The organism is Microbispora sp. NPDC046933, from assembly GCF_040644635.1.
Classification (GTDB): domain Bacteria; phylum Actinomycetota; class Actinomycetes; order Streptosporangiales; family Streptosporangiaceae; genus Microbispora.
Genome location: NZ_JBEYWW010000006.1, coordinates 147,891 through 164,524, shown reverse-complemented (window position 1 = coordinate 164,524; position 16,634 = coordinate 147,891). Strand labels below are relative to the sequence as shown.

Here is a 16,634-nt window from a genome sequence, read left to right as displayed (position 1 = left end):
TGAACAGCCGCCTCTGTCCCTGAACGCGGTTACCACTCCCTTCCCCTCACCTCGCATGCCGCCTCGGCGTCAGCATGCCCTTCTGCCGGAGTCTCGTTCGTGAAGAAACTCTCCTTCTCCCTGCAGTCGCTGCTCGGTCTGGTGATAGGCGCCGCCCTCGGGTTCGTCGCCCGCGCCGGTGACATCACCTGGCTCACCACCACCCTCACCGAAGTCGGCAAGATCTTCGTCCAGCTCCTCAAGCTCGCGGTCGCGCCGCTGGTCTTCACAGCGGTCGTCGTCAGCGTGGCCAACCTGCGCAACGTCAGCGGCGCGGCCAGGCTCGCGGGCAAGACGCTGCTGTGGTTCCTGATCACCTCGCTGATCGCCGTGGTCTTCGGCCTCGGCCTCGGCCTGATTCTCAATCCCGGCCAGGGCGTCACCATCTCCACCGCGGGGGCGAAGGCCGTCGACCTGGAGGGCGCGGGAACCTGGCTGGATTTCCTGACCGGCATCATCCCGACCAACATCGTCACCGCCTTCACCGAGCTGAACGTCCTCCAGATCGTCTTCCTGGGAGTCGTCCTCGGGGCCGCAGCCCTGGCGGTCGGTGAGAAGGCCGAGCCGTTCCTCGGCTTCAGCCGGTCGGTCCTCGATCTGGTCCAGAAGGCTCTGTGGTGGGTCATCAGGCTGGCCCCGATCGGCACCGCCGGTCTGATCGGCAAGTCGGTGGCCAGCTACGGCTGGGACCTGCTCGCCCCGCTCGCGAAGCTCAGCGCGGGCGTCTACATCGGCTGCCTGCTGGTGCTCCTGGTGAGCTACCCGCTGCTGCTCGCCTTCGTCGGCAAGGTCAGCCCGCTCACCTTCTATCGCAACGCCTGGCCCGCGATCGAGCTGGCCTTCGTCTCCCGCTCCTCGGTCGGGACCATGCCGCTCACCCAGCGGGTCACCACCGAGCGCCTGGGCGTGGACCGCGACTACGCCGCCTTCGCGGTGCCTTTCGGGGCAACCACCAAGATGGACGGCTGCGCCGCCATCTATCCCGCGCTCGCGGCGATCTTCGTGGCCCAGGTGTTCGGCGTTCATCTCGGCGTGGGCCACTACCTGCTGATCGCGTTCGTCTCCGTGGTCGGCTCGGCCGCGACCGCCGGCTTGACCGGCGCGATCGTCATGCTCACCCTGACCCTGAGCACGCTGGGCCTGCCCCTGGAGGGCGTCGGGCTGCTCCTGGCGATCGACCCCATCCTCGACATGATTCGTACCGCTACCAACGTCGCGGGGCAGATGGTGGTGCCTGTCCTGGTTGCCCGTTCCGAGGGCCGTCTCGACGAGGCATTGTTCAACGCTCCACCGCAGCCTCTGGACGAAGCCCCCGCCGCGGTTCGTCCCGCGTCGGGTCCCGAACCCGCTCTCACCTGAGCCTCCGTCCCGTCTGCCCGTGGCGATGACCTCGCCCACGACTCCGAGCCGTGGGCGGGGTTGGAACGCGTCCTTGTCCATGGAACGCCGAGAAGCCTCCCGCGATTATCCGATTGACAGGTCGTCGGCGTGGGGGAGATCGATGGAAGTGCTGCTCGGCAACAGACCCGTCTTCGCCAGCACCGACCTCGACGAGGTCCGTGACGAGGTAGCGAGGGTCTTCTGCCCGCATCGGCTGGACCTGACCGGGGCGGCGTCCCTGCTGTCGGCCCGGTTCAACTCCGTCCGGCTCGGCTCGGTCCGGATCAGCTATCTCGACTACGGGGCCGACGTCCGCATCGAACCCGGCGACCTCGGCACCTTCTTCCTGGTGCTGATCCCGCTGGCCGGGCGCAGCCTGATCCGCAGCGGGAGCCAGGAAATCGTCTCGACCCCGACGACGGCCGCCCTCCCCTCTCCGACGCAGCATCTCGACATGCGGTGGGCGGCGGGCACCCCCAAGCTGATCGTCAAGTTCGAGCGCACGGCGGTCGAGCGCTCGCTGGAGCAGATGCTCGGCGAGCCGCTGGACCGGCCGGTCGTCTTCGACCTGGGCGTGGACCTGACCGCGGGATGGACGCGCGCCTGGCGGGGGATGGCCGACCTGATCGTCCGCGAGGCCGAGCACGACGACGGGCTGACCGCGCAGCCGCTGGCCGTCGCCCACCTGGAGAACGCGCTGCTCACCTCCCTGCTCACGATGCAGCCCTCCAACTACCGGGAGCGGCTGGCGGCGCCTCGGCCGCCCGTGCTTCCCAAGGTGGTGCGCCGGGCACTGGAGTTCATCGAGCAGCACGCCCACCTCCCGATCACCACCGAGGACGTCGCGCGGGCCGTGGCGGTCAGCGGCCGCTCGCTCCAGGAAGGCTTCCGCGTCCACGTGGGACGCACGCCGATGGCGCAGCTCAGGGAGGTACGGCTGACCAAGGTGCACGAGGAACTCGCCGCCGGGGATCCCGCCCGCTACACCGTCACGAGCGTCGCCGCCCGCTGGGGCTTCCTCCACCAGGGCCGGTTCGCCGCGCTCTATCGCCAGAAGTACGGCCGGCACCCGTCGGAGACCCTGAGACGCGGCTGAGGCGGATCCCGCGCCAGATGGACGGAATCCGCGCTGAGCGGATGGTTCACCGGGCCGCTTCAGCCGTAGTTTCTGCTGAAACTCTCAACTTTCAGCGAAAGGGAACACCCTCATGCGCAGAGTCCTCGTCGTCGGTGCCGGTCAGGCGGGTCTGCACCTGGCCATCGGCCTGCTGCAGAACGGCTATGACGTCACCGTGGTCTCCAACCGCACCCCGGAATCGATTCGCGACGGCCGGGTGATGTCGGGCCAGTGCATGTTCGGCACCGCCCGGGCACACGAGCGCGCGCTCGGCCTGGACTGGTGGGCGGACGTCTGCCCGCCCATCGAGGGCATCGAGTTATCCGTCTCGAGCCCCGCGGGTGGCAAGGCTCTCGGCTGGGCGGCCCGGCTGAGGACTCCCGCCCTCTCGGTCGACCAGCGGGTGAAGATGCCGGCCTGGCTGGACGAGGTCGAACGGCTCGGCGGCAAGCTCGTCATCCACGACGCCACTCCGGAGGATCTGGAGACCTACGCGGCCCAGCACGACCTGATCCTGGTCGCCGCGGGGAAGGGGGAGATCGCCTCGCTGTTCGAGCGGGACGCGGCGCGCTCGGCATACAGCACCCCGCAGCGGGCGCTGGCGCTCACCTACGTCAACGGTCTCACCCCCCGGCCCGAGCACTCCGCGGTCTGCTTCAACCTGCTGCCCGGCGTCGGCGAGTACTTCGTCTTCCCCGCTCTGACGCACAGCGGCCCGTGCGAGATCATGGTGTTCGAGGGTGTGCCGGGCGGGCCGATGGACTGCTGGGGCGACGTGCGCGGCCCCGCCGAGCACCTGGCGCGCAGCCGCCGGATCCTGGAGAGCTTCTTCCCCTGGGAGGCGGAGCGCTGCTCCGGGATCGAGCTCACCGACGCCAACGGGGTGCTGACCGGGCGCTTCAGCCCCACCGTGCGCCGCCCGGTCGCCGTCCTGCCGTCGGGCGCACCGGTGCTCGGGGTCGCCGACGTGGTGGTGCTCAACGACCCGATCACCGGGCAGGGCAGCAACAACGCCGCCAAGTGCGCCGCCACCTACCTCCAGGCCATCCTGGAGCGCGGCGAGCAGCCGTTCGACGCGGCCTGGATGCGGCAGACCTTCGATCGCTTCTGGGCGCAGGCCCAGCACGTCACCCGCTGGACCAACGCGCTGCTGGCCCCGGCCGAACCGCACCACCTGGCGATCCTGGGCGCCGCCGGCCAGGTGCCGGAGATCGCCTCCCGCTTCGTCAACGGTTTCGACGACCCCGCCGACTACGCCGAGTGGTTCATGGACGCCGACAAGGCCCAGGCCTACCTCGACCGGGTCGCGTCATGAGATCGCTGCGCGAGGCGTTGGGGCAGTTCGCCACCGGGGTCGCGGTGGTGACCACCGCGACCGCGAGCGGGGAGCGGGCAGGGGTGACGGTGAACTCCTTCAGCTCGGTCTCGCTCAATCCGCCGCTGGTGCTGTGGTGCCTGTCGGACCGCGCTCCCAGCGCGCCCGTCTTCCTGCGCGCGGGGCGTTTCGCGGTCAACATCCTGGCCGCAGGCCAGGACGAGCTGTCGCGGCGGTTCGCGACGCCGGCGCCGGACAAGTTCGCCGGCGTGGACGTGCTCGCCACTCCCACCGGGCTGCCCATGCTCGCCGGAACCCTGGCCACCTTCTCCTGCCGTACGGTGACCGTCCACGCCGGCGGCGACCACCACATCTTCGTCGGCGAGGTGGAGCACCACCAGCGGTCAGGAGGGGAGCCGCTGCTCTTCCACTCCGGCCGCTACCGCGAGTTCGCCTCCTCCATCGCTCGGTGAGCCACCGGTCGTCGTAGTCGCGCCAAGCGTAGATCGAATCAAGCTGTGTCCGAGGGTGGGTGTAGCGTTCGCGGCGCTGACGAGCTCACCGACCTGGCCGGCAGCCCGTCGTGCGCGCCTCTCGATGAGCCTCCGGTTCGATGAGCCTCAGTTCCGGATCGCCCGCCCTGCGCTCCCTGGAACGCGTCCCCGGGACGAGCGAGCGGCGGAGCACCGATGTGCTCCGCCGCTCGCCCTGCCGGGTGACCTGGATCTATAGAGAACCGTGCAGACTCATATGGGCCTGTGCGGGGCGGCCTTGCATGGGTGCCGGGACCGTCAGAAGCGCTGCCAGGTGTTCTTGGTGCGCTGCTGGGACACCCCGGGCTTGGAGTAGTCGCACACCCCCCGAGGGAAAATCTTCCGCAGCCGTTCCCACTGCTCGTCCGTCCACTGCACCCCGTAACCGTCACGCTTCGGCTCGGTCAGCCGGCACGTGATGATGTCGGCGGTGACGTCTTCCCCCGCCACCTCCCGGGGGAAGGACGCGGTCGGGTACAGCCGCTCGCACTCGCTCGCCGGATCGCGCTCGAGCGTCTCGGCCACGAACCGCGGCTTCTCGTCGCGGGTGTTGCAGCCCTCGACCAGGGTGTTCGGCCGCGCGGTGGTGATCCGCTGAATCGGCTTGCCCCCGGGGCGGAGGCCGGCGAGGTTCGTCAGCCAGTGGTCCATCTGGGTCACCGCGTGCCGCACCAGCGAGCTCTCGGTGCTGAACAGCCCGTATCGGGCGTCCTCCAGCAGGCTGACGTGGTTGGCCGCCGTCCCGTTGGCCTCCTTCAGCCGTTCCCGCATGGAGAAGGTGTGGTAGCGGACGTGGATGTCGCCCCAGGACACGTCGTCCCAGTACGAGCGGTAGTCGATGATCGGCGTCCGGGCCAGCCCGCGACCGCCGCTGATAACCCGCCCGGTGCGGTAGGCGATCTTGGTGGCCGCCGGGTCGGCCTTGGTCCGCTGCGGCACGACGTTCGCGTCGGCGTCGAGGCCGCCGATGTGCTCGTTGAGGTCGAGGAACTGCTCCGGCGTGATGCCGCCGTCCTTCAGGGCGCCGAGCCCGTACTGGATGCCGACGTTGTCCAGCGGCCTGCGGGCGAAGCCGGTGGCCGGATCGGTGCCGTAGATGTTGATCATGTGGTCGTAGACGCCGCAGCGAACGCCGGTCGGGTTGGAGGCCGGGTTGTAGCGCTGCTGCTCGGGGACGACGTCGCAGTCCAGCCGCGGGTCGATCCGGTTGGCGCCCCGCGACATGGCGGACACCATGGCCGCGGTCGCGAAGCCGGAGGCCCGGCGCTTCTGCTCGTCCGTCCACGGAACCGTCGTACCGGAGGTGAAGTAGGTGTCGAGCAGCCGCGCGTCGGTGAGGAAGTTGACCGTGCTGATGCCGACCTCGGGGAAGGAGCAGCCGACGACGATGCCGTCGAAGATGCCCGGATAGTTGTCCGCGATCTGGTGGGCCTGGTACGACCCGCCCGAGCAGCCGTAGCCGATCGTGTGCTCGACCGGCCCGTGCCTCTCGACGAACAGTTCCTTCGTCATCATCGCCGTCTCGGCCGCCGTGACGTCGTTGCAGTTGTTGCCGAAGACGTTCAGCGAGGACGACATCAGCGCGAACCCGCGGCCGAGCATGAACGCGTCGGTGACGGTGCCGGTGCCGCTGCCCGACCGGTACCACCCGCCCGCGCAGCCGCCGCCGAGGGTGAACACGGCCCGGCCGTTCCAGCCGGCGGGACGCACCGTGGGGGATGGCACGGGCTCGGCCAGCGGGTCGTGCAGCATGCTCATCTGGACCACCGCACGGTTCACGGTGGCCGTCTCCATCCGGACGATGAACTTGACCGAGACGCCGAGCGAGTTCGTCGTTGTGGCCAGGTCGGAGGGGTAGGCGGTGGCGCCGGCCGGCCAGCGCTTGAACGCGTCGGCGGTGGTCCGGTAGAAGTAGTCGACCCGGGGGGCGATCGTGCAGTCCGCGTCGAGCGGCTCGCCGAGCCTGCCGCCGATCACCGGGATCGCGAACGCCGTGGTCTCGCAGGCGAACGGCCGCTCGTGCGGGCCGGAGAACACCGGGCCCTGCGCCGGGTAGTTGACCAGCGTTGTCGAGGCGTGCGGCCCGTCGGGCGTCCGCGTCGTGACCTCGACCGTGTTCTCGCCCTCACGCAGTCCGGTCACCAGCCCGAGGAGCTCGCCGGTGCCCGGCCCGGGTCGGAAGGCCGGCGTGACGTCGGTCTGGCCGTTCAACGTCACCTGGAGGCTCTCGCGCGAGACGGCGCGGGGCAGCTCGATCCGGAGCAGCGAGTCGCCTCCGGTCACCATGTCGGGCCTGCCGGAGATCGCGGAGATCCGGAGCTCGTCCGGCCTCGACTCGTCCGGCTTGGCGGTCACGGTGACCGTGACGGTCGCGGTTGAGCGCTCGGACTCGTCGCCGATCCCGTAGGTGAACGTGTCGACGCCGACGTACCCGCGGTCGGGCTTGTAGCGGAACGACCCGTCCGCGGACGTCGTCAGGGTGCCGTGGGCCGGCTCGGACCACGCCGCCACCGCGGGTGTGACGTCGTCGGGGAAGCTGTCGTTGCCGAGCACGCCGGGCGCGTCGGCCACCAGCTCGGTCCCCTCTGTGACGGTGCGGAAGTCGTCGGTGGCGATGGGACGCGGCGTGGGCGGTCCCTCGCCGGGTGCCCGGACGACCATCTCGTACAGGCGGGCCACGTTCGTGCTGTGCCGCGACTTCTTTGTGATCACCAACCGGAGCGTGTCGGTCACGAGGTCGGTGCCGAACGTGACCACCGGCTTGGTGTTGTCGACCGCGGTCCCGACGGTCACCCAGCCGTCGTCGGTCCGGGCCTCGACGGTGAAGTCCACCAGGACCGTGTCGGCGAACGGGTTGGGCCAGCCGGAACCGCTGTAGATCCCGACCGTGCCGACCCGGGTCCTGACCGGGAACTTGATCGTCAGCGTGGGAGTGGCGTCCGTCGCCGACGACATCCAGCGGGAGGACTCCGCGCACAGGCCGTCGATGGCGTTCTTCGCGCCGTAACTGGAGCTGAAGGTCGAGGACGCCGTGACGGTCGCCCCCATCGCCCGATGGCCGGTGCATTCGATGTCCGATGCCTGGGCGGAGTTCTGGATGGTGGTCTCGGCCGACAGCGGTGGGGCGGTCAGATTGCCCGCTGCCAGCAGGGCGGTGGTCAGCAGCGCGATGACCGAGGACCTCAGGTGCATCCTCGCGGACACGACGTCTCCTCGTCTCAGGGGGGTGGGGATGAGGGGCCCGCCGGCCGCGTGGGCCGGCGGGCCTGCGATCGCTCAGGGGCCGTCGGGGTAGACGAGGTGGACCCGGATGTTGGTCCAGTTCTGCGGGCAGTTCGCCGCCTGGCAGGTGCTGGGGTCGTGCACTCCGGTGAACTCCGGGGTCACCTGCCAGGTCTTGCCGTAGTCGTAGGAGACCTCGAAGTACGTGGACTCGCCGAGGTTGGCCGGGTCGAACGTGGTCCGGGCGTACATGCCGAACACCGGCGCGATCGCCTCCCAGCCGGGGGAGAACGAGGTCTTGCCGTCGATGATGTACCGCTTGTCGAACAGCCGCTTCGGGTCGGCGCCGACCGGGCCGACGATGAGCCACTGGGGCCGGCCCATGAACGAGTTCTGGCCGAGGTCGTTGCTGAGGAACTTCACGTGGTTCGCCGGGACGATCTGGAAGCCGCCGCGGACGTTCTCGTTCCAGCTGAAGCCGACGTACGGCGAGGTCGAGAAGGTCATCGCGCCGGGGTGGTTGGTGTCCATCTGGCCGATGTGGGCGAACTCCGTGCCGCCGAAGCGCCCGGTGCCCTGGACCCGCTGGACGACGTCGGCGACCCGGCGCTTCGCACCCTGGGCGTAGCCGACGTAGATCCCGCCGTTCTCCTCGTGGGTCTTCCCCGCGACCGTGTCGCCCGCGGCCCAGTTCTCGAACTCGAGGTAGGTCGGCGAGGCGTTGCGCACCAGGGGCCGGTAGGCGGTGAAGCGCAGCTTACGCGGGGGCGCCGCGTCCGGGTTGGCGCGGAAATGCTCGGCGATGGGGCGCCAGGCCTGCTTCGCCTCGTCGAAGTACGACAGCGGCGCGCCGGTGGGCAGCGAGCTCTTCCCCCCGAAGATGCCCGAGCCGCCCGGGATGTCGGTGTAGATGGTGTCGGCCAGCCAGTTGCCCCAGTCCGCGCCGATGTACCGGTCGGGCCGGATGTTGAGCAGGCTGGTGGTCCAGTCGCGCTCGCCGGTGGCCGGGTCGAAGTTCTCGTAGCGCAGCGGGTCGTAGCTCTCCTCCGGCCAGACCTTGGAGCGCAGCACGTAGACCGACGTGGCGAGCAGGTGTCCCGCGGTGCCGTCGATGGCGCGCGAGTACTTCGACGCCCAGAAACCGTCGTTGGCCTTGACGGTGGCGGTCGCCGGCCGCTGCACGTGCCCGAGCACGGTACGCGTGCCGTCCAGCGCGACGTGCTCGATGGCGCCGCCGGTGGAGTTGTCGATCTCGACGTGGAACTGCGCGACGAAGCGCGGGTTGTTCTCCGGCGTGGCGTGCGGGGGGATCGGCGTTCCCACCATGTTGCTGATGCCCACGGGGGGGCCGCCGAGGTTGTCCCCGACGGGCGACGCGCCGGCCGCGGTGGCGGGGGCGAGCAGTGCCACCGTCGCGAGGCTCACCCACCACAGCCGGGCGCTACCGCGTCGGAGGTTTGTCGTGACGTGGGGGATGGCGTGCGTTTTGTCCGAGCGAGCTGCTCGGCGAGCGGGAACCATGGGTTGGTCCCTCCTCTTCTGGTTTTGCGCATTATCGCGGCTGCAAGTGCGGTCAGTGTTGCGACCCGATTCAGCCTCTGTCAAGGTCTGGTATTGACTGATAATGCGTATCACCATCATGATGATGCGCATTATCGACCCGGGGGCAGCCCCTGAGGAGGTACGGATGATCACAAAATGGCGTGGTGCATCGCGCCTGGCGGCGGGTCTCATCGCGGTGATGGTTCTGAGCGGATGCGGCGGCGGCACCGCCGCCGGCAGCGGTGGCTCCGGCGACGGCGCGAGCACTCTGCGGGTCTGGTTCCCCGGCAATCTCGCCGAGGAGGTCTCCTGGGTGAACGAGAAACTGGTCCCCGCGTTCGAGGCGGAGCACAAGGTCGACGTCCAGGTCGAGTTCGTCGACTGGGCCAACCTGGCCACGCGGCTGTCGACCGCCTTCGCCGGCGGCACCGCGCCCGACGTCTTCGGGCACGGCAACGCCGCGGCGGCCGGATACGCCGCCAACGGCCGCGTGATCGCGCTGGACGACTACCTCGCCAAGATGCCCGCTTCGGACGTGGCGGATTTGACGTTCCTCGACCAGGGCAAGGTGGGCGGCAAGCAGATCATCATGCCGCTGCGCGGATTCGGCCACCTGCTCGCCTACCGCACCGACCTGTTCCAGGAGGCGGGCCTCGACCCGGCCTCCCCGCCCTCGACGTGGCAGGAGTTGCGTTCAGCGGCGGACCGGCTTGTCGTCCGCGACGGCGACACCATCACCCGCTCCGGTGTGATCTTCCCCGCAGACGACGCGACCAGCATGTCGCAGGCGTTCGGCAGCTTCCTGTTCCAGGCCGGCGGGACCTTCGTCGACGAGAGCGGCACGAAGATCACCTGGAACTCCGAGGCGGGCAAGCGCGCGCTCGGGTTCCTCGCCGACTTCTACAACGGCCCGAAGGCGGTGTCCACCGGCCTGGGCGAGGCGACGAGCGGGGCGGGGGCACAGCACCCGCTGGTCACCGGACGTGCGGCCATGGCCGTGATCGACGAGGCGACGTTCAAGAGCATCTACGAGCAGGCTCCCGACGTCGCCGCGAAGATCAAGCTGGCCCCGCCGCTGAAGGACACCACCGCGGCGTCGTTCGGCGGAGCCGGCAACGGGCTGTTCGTCAGCGCCGACTCCCGCCACAAGGATCAGGCGTGGGAGTTCATCGAGTTCATGCTCACGCCGGCGAACGCCAAGGCGTACGTCCAGGCCGTCGGAGGCATCCCGGCGCGCACCTCCCTGGCCGCCGATTCCGAGCTCTCCGCCCAGCCGTACATCAAGCCCTACATGGACGCCGCCGACCAGTTCCGCGGGAACCCCAACATCGAGACGTGGACGCAGCAGCGCGAGGTGCTGGCCAAGGAGATCGAGGCCGTGCTGCGCGGCAAGACGTCCGCCGGTGAGGCGCTCGACCGCGCGGCGTCGGAGGCCGCGAGCCTGGCGAAGCACAACTGATCGGCCGATGCGAACGGAACTCGAACGGATGAAGCTCCATCATGGTGACTGAGACCCGGCCGCCGGGAACCTCCCCCGGGCCCGATCTCGTGGCGGTAGGCCGGCCGAGGCGGAGCCCGCTCCGCTCGGCCCAGCGCAGGGCGGGCTGGATCCTGGTCCTGCCCGCCGCCCTCGCGCTGTCGCTGGTCACGATCGTCCCGATCGGATACGGCTTCTACCTGAGCCTGACCTCGTACAACCCCGTCGAACGCGGCGGGCCCAGGTTCCACGGCCTGGACGGCTACCTCGCCGTGCTCCAGTCCGGCGAGTTCTGGCACGCCATCTGGATCACCGTCCAGTACTCCTTCGGCACGCTGATCCTGGCCGTGCCGGCGGCCCTCGCCCTGGCGCTCCTGGTGAACGGCCGGTTTCCGGGTGTGGCTCTGTTCCGTGCGGTGCTCTACCTGCCGCGTGTGGTGCCCCTGGTGGCGGTGAGCATGATCTGGCTGTGGCTGTACTCCCACGACGGGCTGTTCAACTACGTGCTGGATCTGGTCGGGCTGCCACCGGTGGACTTCCTCACCGACGAGGACACCGCCCTGGTGTCGCTGATCGGGATGCGAGCCTGGAAGGCGCTCGGAGGCAGTATGATCATCTTCCTGGCGGGGCTCCAGGCAGTGCCGGTCTCGTTGCTGGAGGCAGCGTCCGTGGACGGCTGCGGGCGCTGGCGGACGCTGCGGCACGTGATCCTGCCGCTGCTCGTGCCGATCACGACGTATGTGGTCGTGGTCGACCTCATCTACCTCGCCCAGTCCTTCTCCGAGATCTACGTCCTGACCTCCGGAGGTCCGCTGTCCTCCACGACCGTCCTGAACATGCTGATCTACAACGAGGCCTTCGAGCACTACCGGCTCGGCAACGCGAGCGCCATGGCGTTCCTGCTGTTCTGCCTGATCTTCGGCCTCGCCTACCTCAGCATCCGCACGATGGCGAGAGGAGGCCGGCGGTGAACGTGCAAACGGCCCGGACGGCACAACCCGGCTGGCGCAGGACGCTCCTCGCCGGGGTGGTCACCCTGCTGGTGGCGATGCCGTTCGTCTGGATGGTATCCCTGGCCTTCAAACCGAAGACAGAGGCGTTCAGCTACCCGCCGAAGCTGCTGCCTGACCAGCCGACGCTGAGCAACTTCGCGTACGTCTGGAACTCCACGAACATCCCCGGGGCGATGGCCAACAGCCTGATCGTGTCGACGCTCACGGTCGTGGGGAACTGCGTCGCGGCGACGGCGGCGGGCTATGCCCTGGCGCGGATCGACTTCCGCGGGTCGCGCCTGCTGTTCACCACGGTGCTGGGCAGCGCCATGGTGCCGTCCATCGTGCAGCTGATCCCGCTGTTCCTCATCGTCAAGGGCTTCCCGCTGGCCGGCGGCAACGACCTGTTCGGCCAGGGCGGCACCGGGCTGCTGGACTCGCACATCGGGCTCGTGCTGCCGATGCTGGTGCAGCCGCTGAACATCTACCTCGCCCGGCAGTACTTCCTCGACATGCCGGGCGAGCTGGCGGAGGCCGGCCGGCTGGACGGCGCCGGAGAACTGCGCATCTTCTGGCAGATCTACATGCCGCTGGCCCGGCCGATCGTCGCCACCATCGCCATCCTCTCCTTCACCGGCGCCTGGGAGGACTTCCTGTGGCCGCTGGTGGCGGTGTCGTCGCCGCAGATGCAGACGCTGCCGCTGGCGCTCAGCTCGTTCGCGGGCAGCGGCGTGACCCAGTACGGCCCCCTGATGGCCGGGACGTTCATCGCGATCGTGCCCGTCCTGGTGATCTTCGTCGCAGGTCAGCGGCACTTCGTGCAGGGGCTGGGAGCGGGAGGGGTGAAGGGATGAGTCACAACAGACCGGTCGTGACGCTGCTCCCGCTCGACGACCGGCCGGTGAACACCGGTCACGTCGCCGGGCTGGCCGCCACCGCGGGAACCTGGCTGCGGCTCCCACCGGCCGGGCTCCTGCCGGCACGTGGCGTACCCGCGGACATGGACGGCACGGCCCGGTGGCTGGAGGATGCGGCCGGCGACAGCGACGCCGTCGTGGTCAGCGTCAACCAGCTCGTCCACGGCGGGTTCGTCGCCTCGCGGCGCACCACCGAGCGGCTGGCCCGGACGCTGGCCCGCCTGGACGTGCTGCGCCGGATCCGGGCGGGCCGGCCAGATCTCTCCGTTCATGCCTTCGTGACCCTGATGCGGACCAAGAAGTCCGACGGCGCCGGGGCCGAGCCGGAGTACTGGGACCGGTACGGGCGGCGGTTCTTCGCCCTGTCCGAGGAGCTCTACCGGGCCGAACACGGAGGCACGGACGCGGCGGCGCACGCCAGGGCGAAGATCCCCGAGCCGTTCGTCGCGGACTTCTTCACCCGGCGCATGCGCCTGCACGCCATGCAACTGGCCTGCGTCGAGCTGGTGGCGGAGGGGGTCGTCGACACGCTGTCCATCCTGGTGGAGGACAGCACGGTCGAGAGCGTGTCCACGAGCGAGCGGGAGTGGCTGGAGGCCTGGATCGGCCGTCTCGGCCTGGGCGACCGGATCAGCTGCCTCCCGGGCGCCGACGAGGCCGGCGCCGTGCTGACCGCGCGGGCCGCGCTGGAGCACGCCGGCCTGCGCCCGAGGGTGGCCGTCGCCTGCCTCGACCCGGACGCCCTCGGACGGATCGCGGCGTACGAGGACGTGCCCGTCCGCGACACGATCACCGACCAGGTCGCCGCCATCGGCGCGGTCCTGGTCGAGGACGCCGCCCAGGCCGACCTGGTGCTCGCGGTGCACCCCCCGGGCCTGCCGCCGCGCGACTGGTGCTCCGGGCCGGACCAGCCGGAGCGGCCGGGCGATGACGCGGTGCGCCTCGCCGGACGGGTGCGCGACCTGCTGGACGCAGGGCACCCGGTCGCCGTGGCGGACGTCGCCGACGCGAACGGCGCCGATCCCGCGCTGGTCATGGCGTTGCGCGACGCCGGCTTGCTCCGGCGCCTCGCCGGGTACGCGGCGTGGAACACCGCGGGCAACACGATCGGCAGCGCGCTGGCCCAGGGGTGCAGCCGTCTGCTGGCCACCGGCGACCGGCAACTGGCCGAGCACGCCCGCACCCTCACCCATCGTCTGCTCGACGACTGGGGGTACCAGACCTCCGTGCGGTGCCGGGTTCTCGCCGCCGGGACGGCCGTCCGGCCGGACCTGGTAGAGCGGGAACTGGGCGATCTGCTCGCGGATCTCGGCCCGCCGGCCGACAAGTTCCGCCTTGTGCCCGGCAGCGTGTGCTTCCCGTGGGATCGTCCGTTCGAGATTTCCTTTGAGTTGGAGCACCTCCTGGAAGGGAATGATCACCGGTGAAGGATGCACCAGCACCCCGCCGCAGGCCCCGCCAGTCCGACATCGCCAAGCTGGCCGGCGTCTCGCAGACCACGGTCTCCATAGTGATCAACGGCAGGGAGTCGGACACCATACGGATCCCCCCGGAGACCAGGCAGCACGTCTTGGAGGTGGCCCGATCCCTGGGCTACGTCGTCGATCCGGTGGCACGCAGCCTGGCCGGCGGGATGAACCGCCTGATCGGTGTCTACACGTTCGAGTCGCTGTTCCCGATGGACCATCACGACTTCTACTACCCGTTCCTGGTGGGCATCGAGGCCGCGGCCGAGGAGCTCGGCTACGACATGCTGATGTTCACCAGTGCCACCGGCTCGGACGGCGGCAGGTCGATCTACCGCGACGGCGTCAACCGGCTGGGGCTCGCCGACGGGTGCGTGCTGCTCGGCAAGGAGACCAACCGGGACGACATCGTCCGGCTGCGGGACGAGGGGTTCAACTTCGCGCTGATCGGCCGTCGTGACGTGCCCGGCCCCATCACCTACGTCACCGCGGACTACGCGACCGCGACCGGGGAGGTCGTCAACCACCTGGTGGGCCTCGGGCACAAGCGCATCGCCTACCTGACGGCGGCCGATCCGAGCGAACCGTCCGCCGACCGTGACGCCGGGTTCCAGGCCGCCCGGAGCAGGCACGGGCTCGACACCGGCGGGCTCGTCCTGTCGGTACGCAAGGAGGAGGGACCGTCGGCCGAGGAGGTACGGCGGCTGCTGAAGGCCGGAGCCACCGCGTTCATCGCCCACGAGTCGGTGGTCGCGCTCCGGCTGCTCGACCTCCTCGGCGGGATGGGCGTCGACGTGCCCGGCGCGTGCTCGGTGGCCGCGCTCAGCGACCCGCCGGACGACGTACCCGGTCCTGAGCTCACCTGCTTCCGGATACCGCGGCGCGAGATGGGGATGCGCGCGGTCGAGCTGCTGGTCCAGCAGCTCGAGTCGGAGGAAGAGGTCGAGCCGCAGGCCGTCGTCCTGCCATGCGCCTTCGTCGCTGGACAGACCAGCGGCCCGAATCGAAAGGAATCGTGAGTGACCGAGTTCCGCGCAGACGTACTGGTGGTCGGCGGGGGGTTGGGCGGCGTCGCGGCCGCTCTGGCCGCGGCCAGAAACGGCGCGCAGGTGGTGCTCACCGAGGAGTCGGCCTGGCTGGGCGGGCAGCTCACGACGCAGCTCGTCCCGCCCGACGAACATCCCTGGATCGAGGCCTTCGGAAGCACCGCGAGCTATCGGCGGCTACGCGACGGCATCCGTGAGTACTACCGGCGCGAGTACCCGCTGCGGTCCGAGTCAAGGTCGCTGCCGCACCTGAACCCCGGCGCGGGCCGGGTCGGCCCGCTGTGCCACGAGCCGCGGGTGGCCCTGGCGGTGATCGACGCCATGCTCGCTCCGTGGCAGGCGGGTGGGCGGATCACCGTGCTGCGCCGGCACGTCCCGGCGACCGCCCAGATCGAGGGCGACCACGTGACGGCGATGGGCTTCCACGACCTGGAGACGGGCGGCGACGTCACCGTCACGGCCAGGTTCGTCCTGGACGCCACGGAGACCGGCGACGTGCTGCCGATCACCGGCACCGAGTTCGCTGCCGGCGCCGAGTCGCGGGCCGACACGGGCGAGCCGCACGCCGCGGCGATCGCGCGGCCGGACAACATGCAGGCGGTTTCGGTGTGCTTCGCCCTCTCGCACCATGCAGGGGAGAACCACACGATCGACAAGCCGGACGACTACGCCGCATGGCGGGCGCTGGCTCCCGAGTGGTGGCATGGCCCCCAGTTCGGCTGGGTCGCCCCGCACCCGCACACGCTGGAACCCCGGCGCTATCGCTTCACCCCCAACCCGGATGACGACCCGACGGGCATCATCGCCGACCAGAGCAAGGATCCGGGGTCGGACGAGCTCTGGACGTTCCGGCGGATCCTGGCCCGAAACCACTTCCGGCCGGGCGCGTTCGACAGTGACATCACCATCGTGAACTGGCCGATGATCGACTACCTGGGCGGGCCGGTCATCGGCGGCACCGCCGAGCAGAACGCGGCCCACACCGCCGCGGCGCGGGCGCAGAGCCTGAGCTTCCTCTACTGGCTGCAGACCGAGGCGCCCCGGCCCGACGGCGGCACCGGCTGGCCCGGCCTGCGGCTGCGTCCCGACGTCACCGGCACCGCCGACGGCCTGGCGATGCGTCCGTACATCAGGGAGTCGCGGCGGATCCGCGGGCAGTACCGGATCGTGGAGCAGGACCTTGCGGTGGCCGTACGCCCCGAGGGGGCTGTCTCCTATCACGACAGCGTCGGGATCGGCTCGTACCGGATCGACCTGCACCCATCGACCGGCGGGGACAACTACATCGACGTACCGGCCTGGCCGTTCCAGATCCCGATGCGAGCGCTGGTTCCCGAGCGCGTGCGGAACGTGATCGCCGCAGGCAAGAACATCAGCACCACGCACATCACCAACGGGTGCTACCGGGTCCACCCGGTCGAGTGGAGCGTGGGCGAGGCGGCCGGTCACCTGGCGTCGTTCTGCGTGGCCCGGGACACCGAGCCGCACCAGGTCACCGCGACGCCGGGCTTGCTGGCCGAGGTCCAGGAATCGATGGCCGCCCAAGGCATGGAGCTGGGCTGGCCGAATGTCACCTACTACTGATGCG

Annotated in this window: 12 protein-coding genes; 10 read left to right on the top strand and 2 right to left on the bottom strand. The window is 70.0% G+C overall.

Annotated features, from left to right (window positions below):
* The first annotated feature begins 99 nt into the window (after positions 1 to 99).
* From ABZ857_RS10465 to ABZ857_RS10450, 4 genes are all read left to right on the top strand, one after another.
* Positions 100 to 1,398 (top strand): dicarboxylate/amino acid:cation symporter, encoded by a 1,299-nt coding sequence (locus ABZ857_RS10465; RefSeq protein WP_357040649.1) that lies wholly within the window; start codon positions 100 to 102, stop codon positions 1,396 to 1,398.
* A 142-nt stretch (positions 1,399 to 1,540) separates the two neighbouring features.
* A complete protein-coding gene (locus tag ABZ857_RS10460) occupies positions 1,541 to 2,515 on the top strand; it encodes an AraC family transcriptional regulator (protein WP_357040646.1) in 975 nt (324 codons plus the stop codon).
* A 112-nt stretch (positions 2,516 to 2,627) separates the two neighbouring features.
* Positions 2,628 to 3,851, top strand: coding sequence for a styrene monooxygenase/indole monooxygenase family protein (locus ABZ857_RS10455; protein ID WP_357040643.1), 1,224 nt, complete (start codon positions 2,628 to 2,630; stop codon positions 3,849 to 3,851).
* On the top strand, positions 3,848 to 4,324 hold the full coding sequence (locus ABZ857_RS10450) for a flavin reductase family protein (protein WP_357040640.1): 477 nt from the start codon (positions 3,848 to 3,850) through the stop codon (positions 4,322 to 4,324). The genes ABZ857_RS10455 and ABZ857_RS10450 overlap by 4 nt, the downstream gene beginning before the upstream one ends.
* A 318-nt stretch (positions 4,325 to 4,642) precedes the next feature.
* Here the strand turns inward: ABZ857_RS10450 and ABZ857_RS10445 are convergent, their stop codons facing one another.
* The gene (locus tag ABZ857_RS10445) at positions 4,643 to 7,588 is read right to left on the bottom strand and encodes a DUF6351 family protein (protein WP_357040637.1); all 2,946 of its coding nucleotides are present in this window, start codon (positions 7,586 to 7,588) and stop codon (positions 4,643 to 4,645) included.
* 72 nt (positions 7,589 to 7,660) lie between these two features.
* Positions 7,661 to 9,031: a hypothetical protein gene (locus ABZ857_RS10440; protein ID WP_357040634.1), complete on the bottom strand. Its 1,371-nt coding sequence runs from the start codon at positions 9,029 to 9,031 to the stop codon at positions 7,661 to 7,663.
* Between the two features lie 262 nt (positions 9,032 to 9,293).
* Between ABZ857_RS10440 and ABZ857_RS10435 the strand changes: the two genes are divergently transcribed.
* Genes ABZ857_RS10435 through ABZ857_RS10410 form a run of 6 tightly spaced genes read left to right on the top strand, consistent with a single transcriptional unit; the run spans position 9,294 to position 16,630 of the window.
* Positions 9,294 to 10,607: an ABC transporter substrate-binding protein gene (locus tag ABZ857_RS10435; protein ID WP_357040631.1), complete on the top strand. Its 1,314-nt coding sequence runs from the start codon at positions 9,294 to 9,296 to the stop codon at positions 10,605 to 10,607.
* A 41-nt stretch (positions 10,608 to 10,648) separates the two neighbouring features.
* On the top strand, positions 10,649 to 11,596 hold the full coding sequence (locus tag ABZ857_RS10430; protein WP_357040628.1) for a sugar ABC transporter permease: 948 nt from the start codon (positions 10,649 to 10,651) through the stop codon (positions 11,594 to 11,596).
* The gene (locus ABZ857_RS10425) at positions 11,593 to 12,471 is read left to right on the top strand and encodes a carbohydrate ABC transporter permease (RefSeq protein WP_357040625.1); all 879 of its coding nucleotides are present in this window, start codon (positions 11,593 to 11,595) and stop codon (positions 12,469 to 12,471) included. Before ABZ857_RS10430 ends, ABZ857_RS10425 begins: the two co-directional genes overlap by 4 nt.
* The gene (locus ABZ857_RS10420; RefSeq protein ID WP_357040622.1) at positions 12,468 to 13,961 is read left to right on the top strand and encodes a DUF4127 family protein; all 1,494 of its coding nucleotides are present in this window, start codon (positions 12,468 to 12,470) and stop codon (positions 13,959 to 13,961) included. Before ABZ857_RS10425 ends, ABZ857_RS10420 begins: the two co-directional genes overlap by 4 nt.
* Positions 13,958 to 15,019, top strand: coding sequence for a LacI family DNA-binding transcriptional regulator (locus ABZ857_RS10415; RefSeq protein ID WP_357040619.1), 1,062 nt, complete (start codon positions 13,958 to 13,960; stop codon positions 15,017 to 15,019). The genes ABZ857_RS10420 and ABZ857_RS10415 overlap by 4 nt, the downstream gene beginning before the upstream one ends.
* Positions 15,020 to 16,630 carry an FAD-dependent oxidoreductase gene (locus ABZ857_RS10410; RefSeq protein WP_357040616.1) on the top strand — a complete coding sequence of 537 codons (1,611 nt, stop codon included), beginning with the start codon at positions 15,020 to 15,022 and terminating at the stop codon, positions 16,628 to 16,630.
* Positions 16,631 to 16,634 lie beyond the last annotated feature (4 nt).

What these genes read in the sequence shown, in the direction of transcription:
- ABZ857_RS10435 (WP_357040631.1), top strand. Translation starts at nt 9,294, where the DNA reads ATGATCACAAAATGGCGTGGTGCATCGCGCCTGGCGGCGGGTCTCATC.
- ABZ857_RS10430 (WP_357040628.1), top strand. Translation starts at nt 10,649, where the DNA reads ATGGTGACTGAGACCCGGCCGCCGGGAACCTCCCCCGGGCCCGATCTC.
- ABZ857_RS10420 (WP_357040622.1), top strand. Translation starts at nt 12,468, where the DNA reads ATGAGTCACAACAGACCGGTCGTGACGCTGCTCCCGCTCGACGACCGG.
- ABZ857_RS10455 (WP_357040643.1), top strand. Translation starts at nt 2,628, where the DNA reads ATGCGCAGAGTCCTCGTCGTCGGTGCCGGTCAGGCGGGTCTGCACCTG.
- ABZ857_RS10460 (WP_357040646.1), top strand. Translation starts at nt 1,541, where the DNA reads ATGGAAGTGCTGCTCGGCAACAGACCCGTCTTCGCCAGCACCGACCTC.
- ABZ857_RS10450 (WP_357040640.1), top strand. Translation starts at nt 3,848, where the DNA reads ATGAGATCGCTGCGCGAGGCGTTGGGGCAGTTCGCCACCGGGGTCGCG.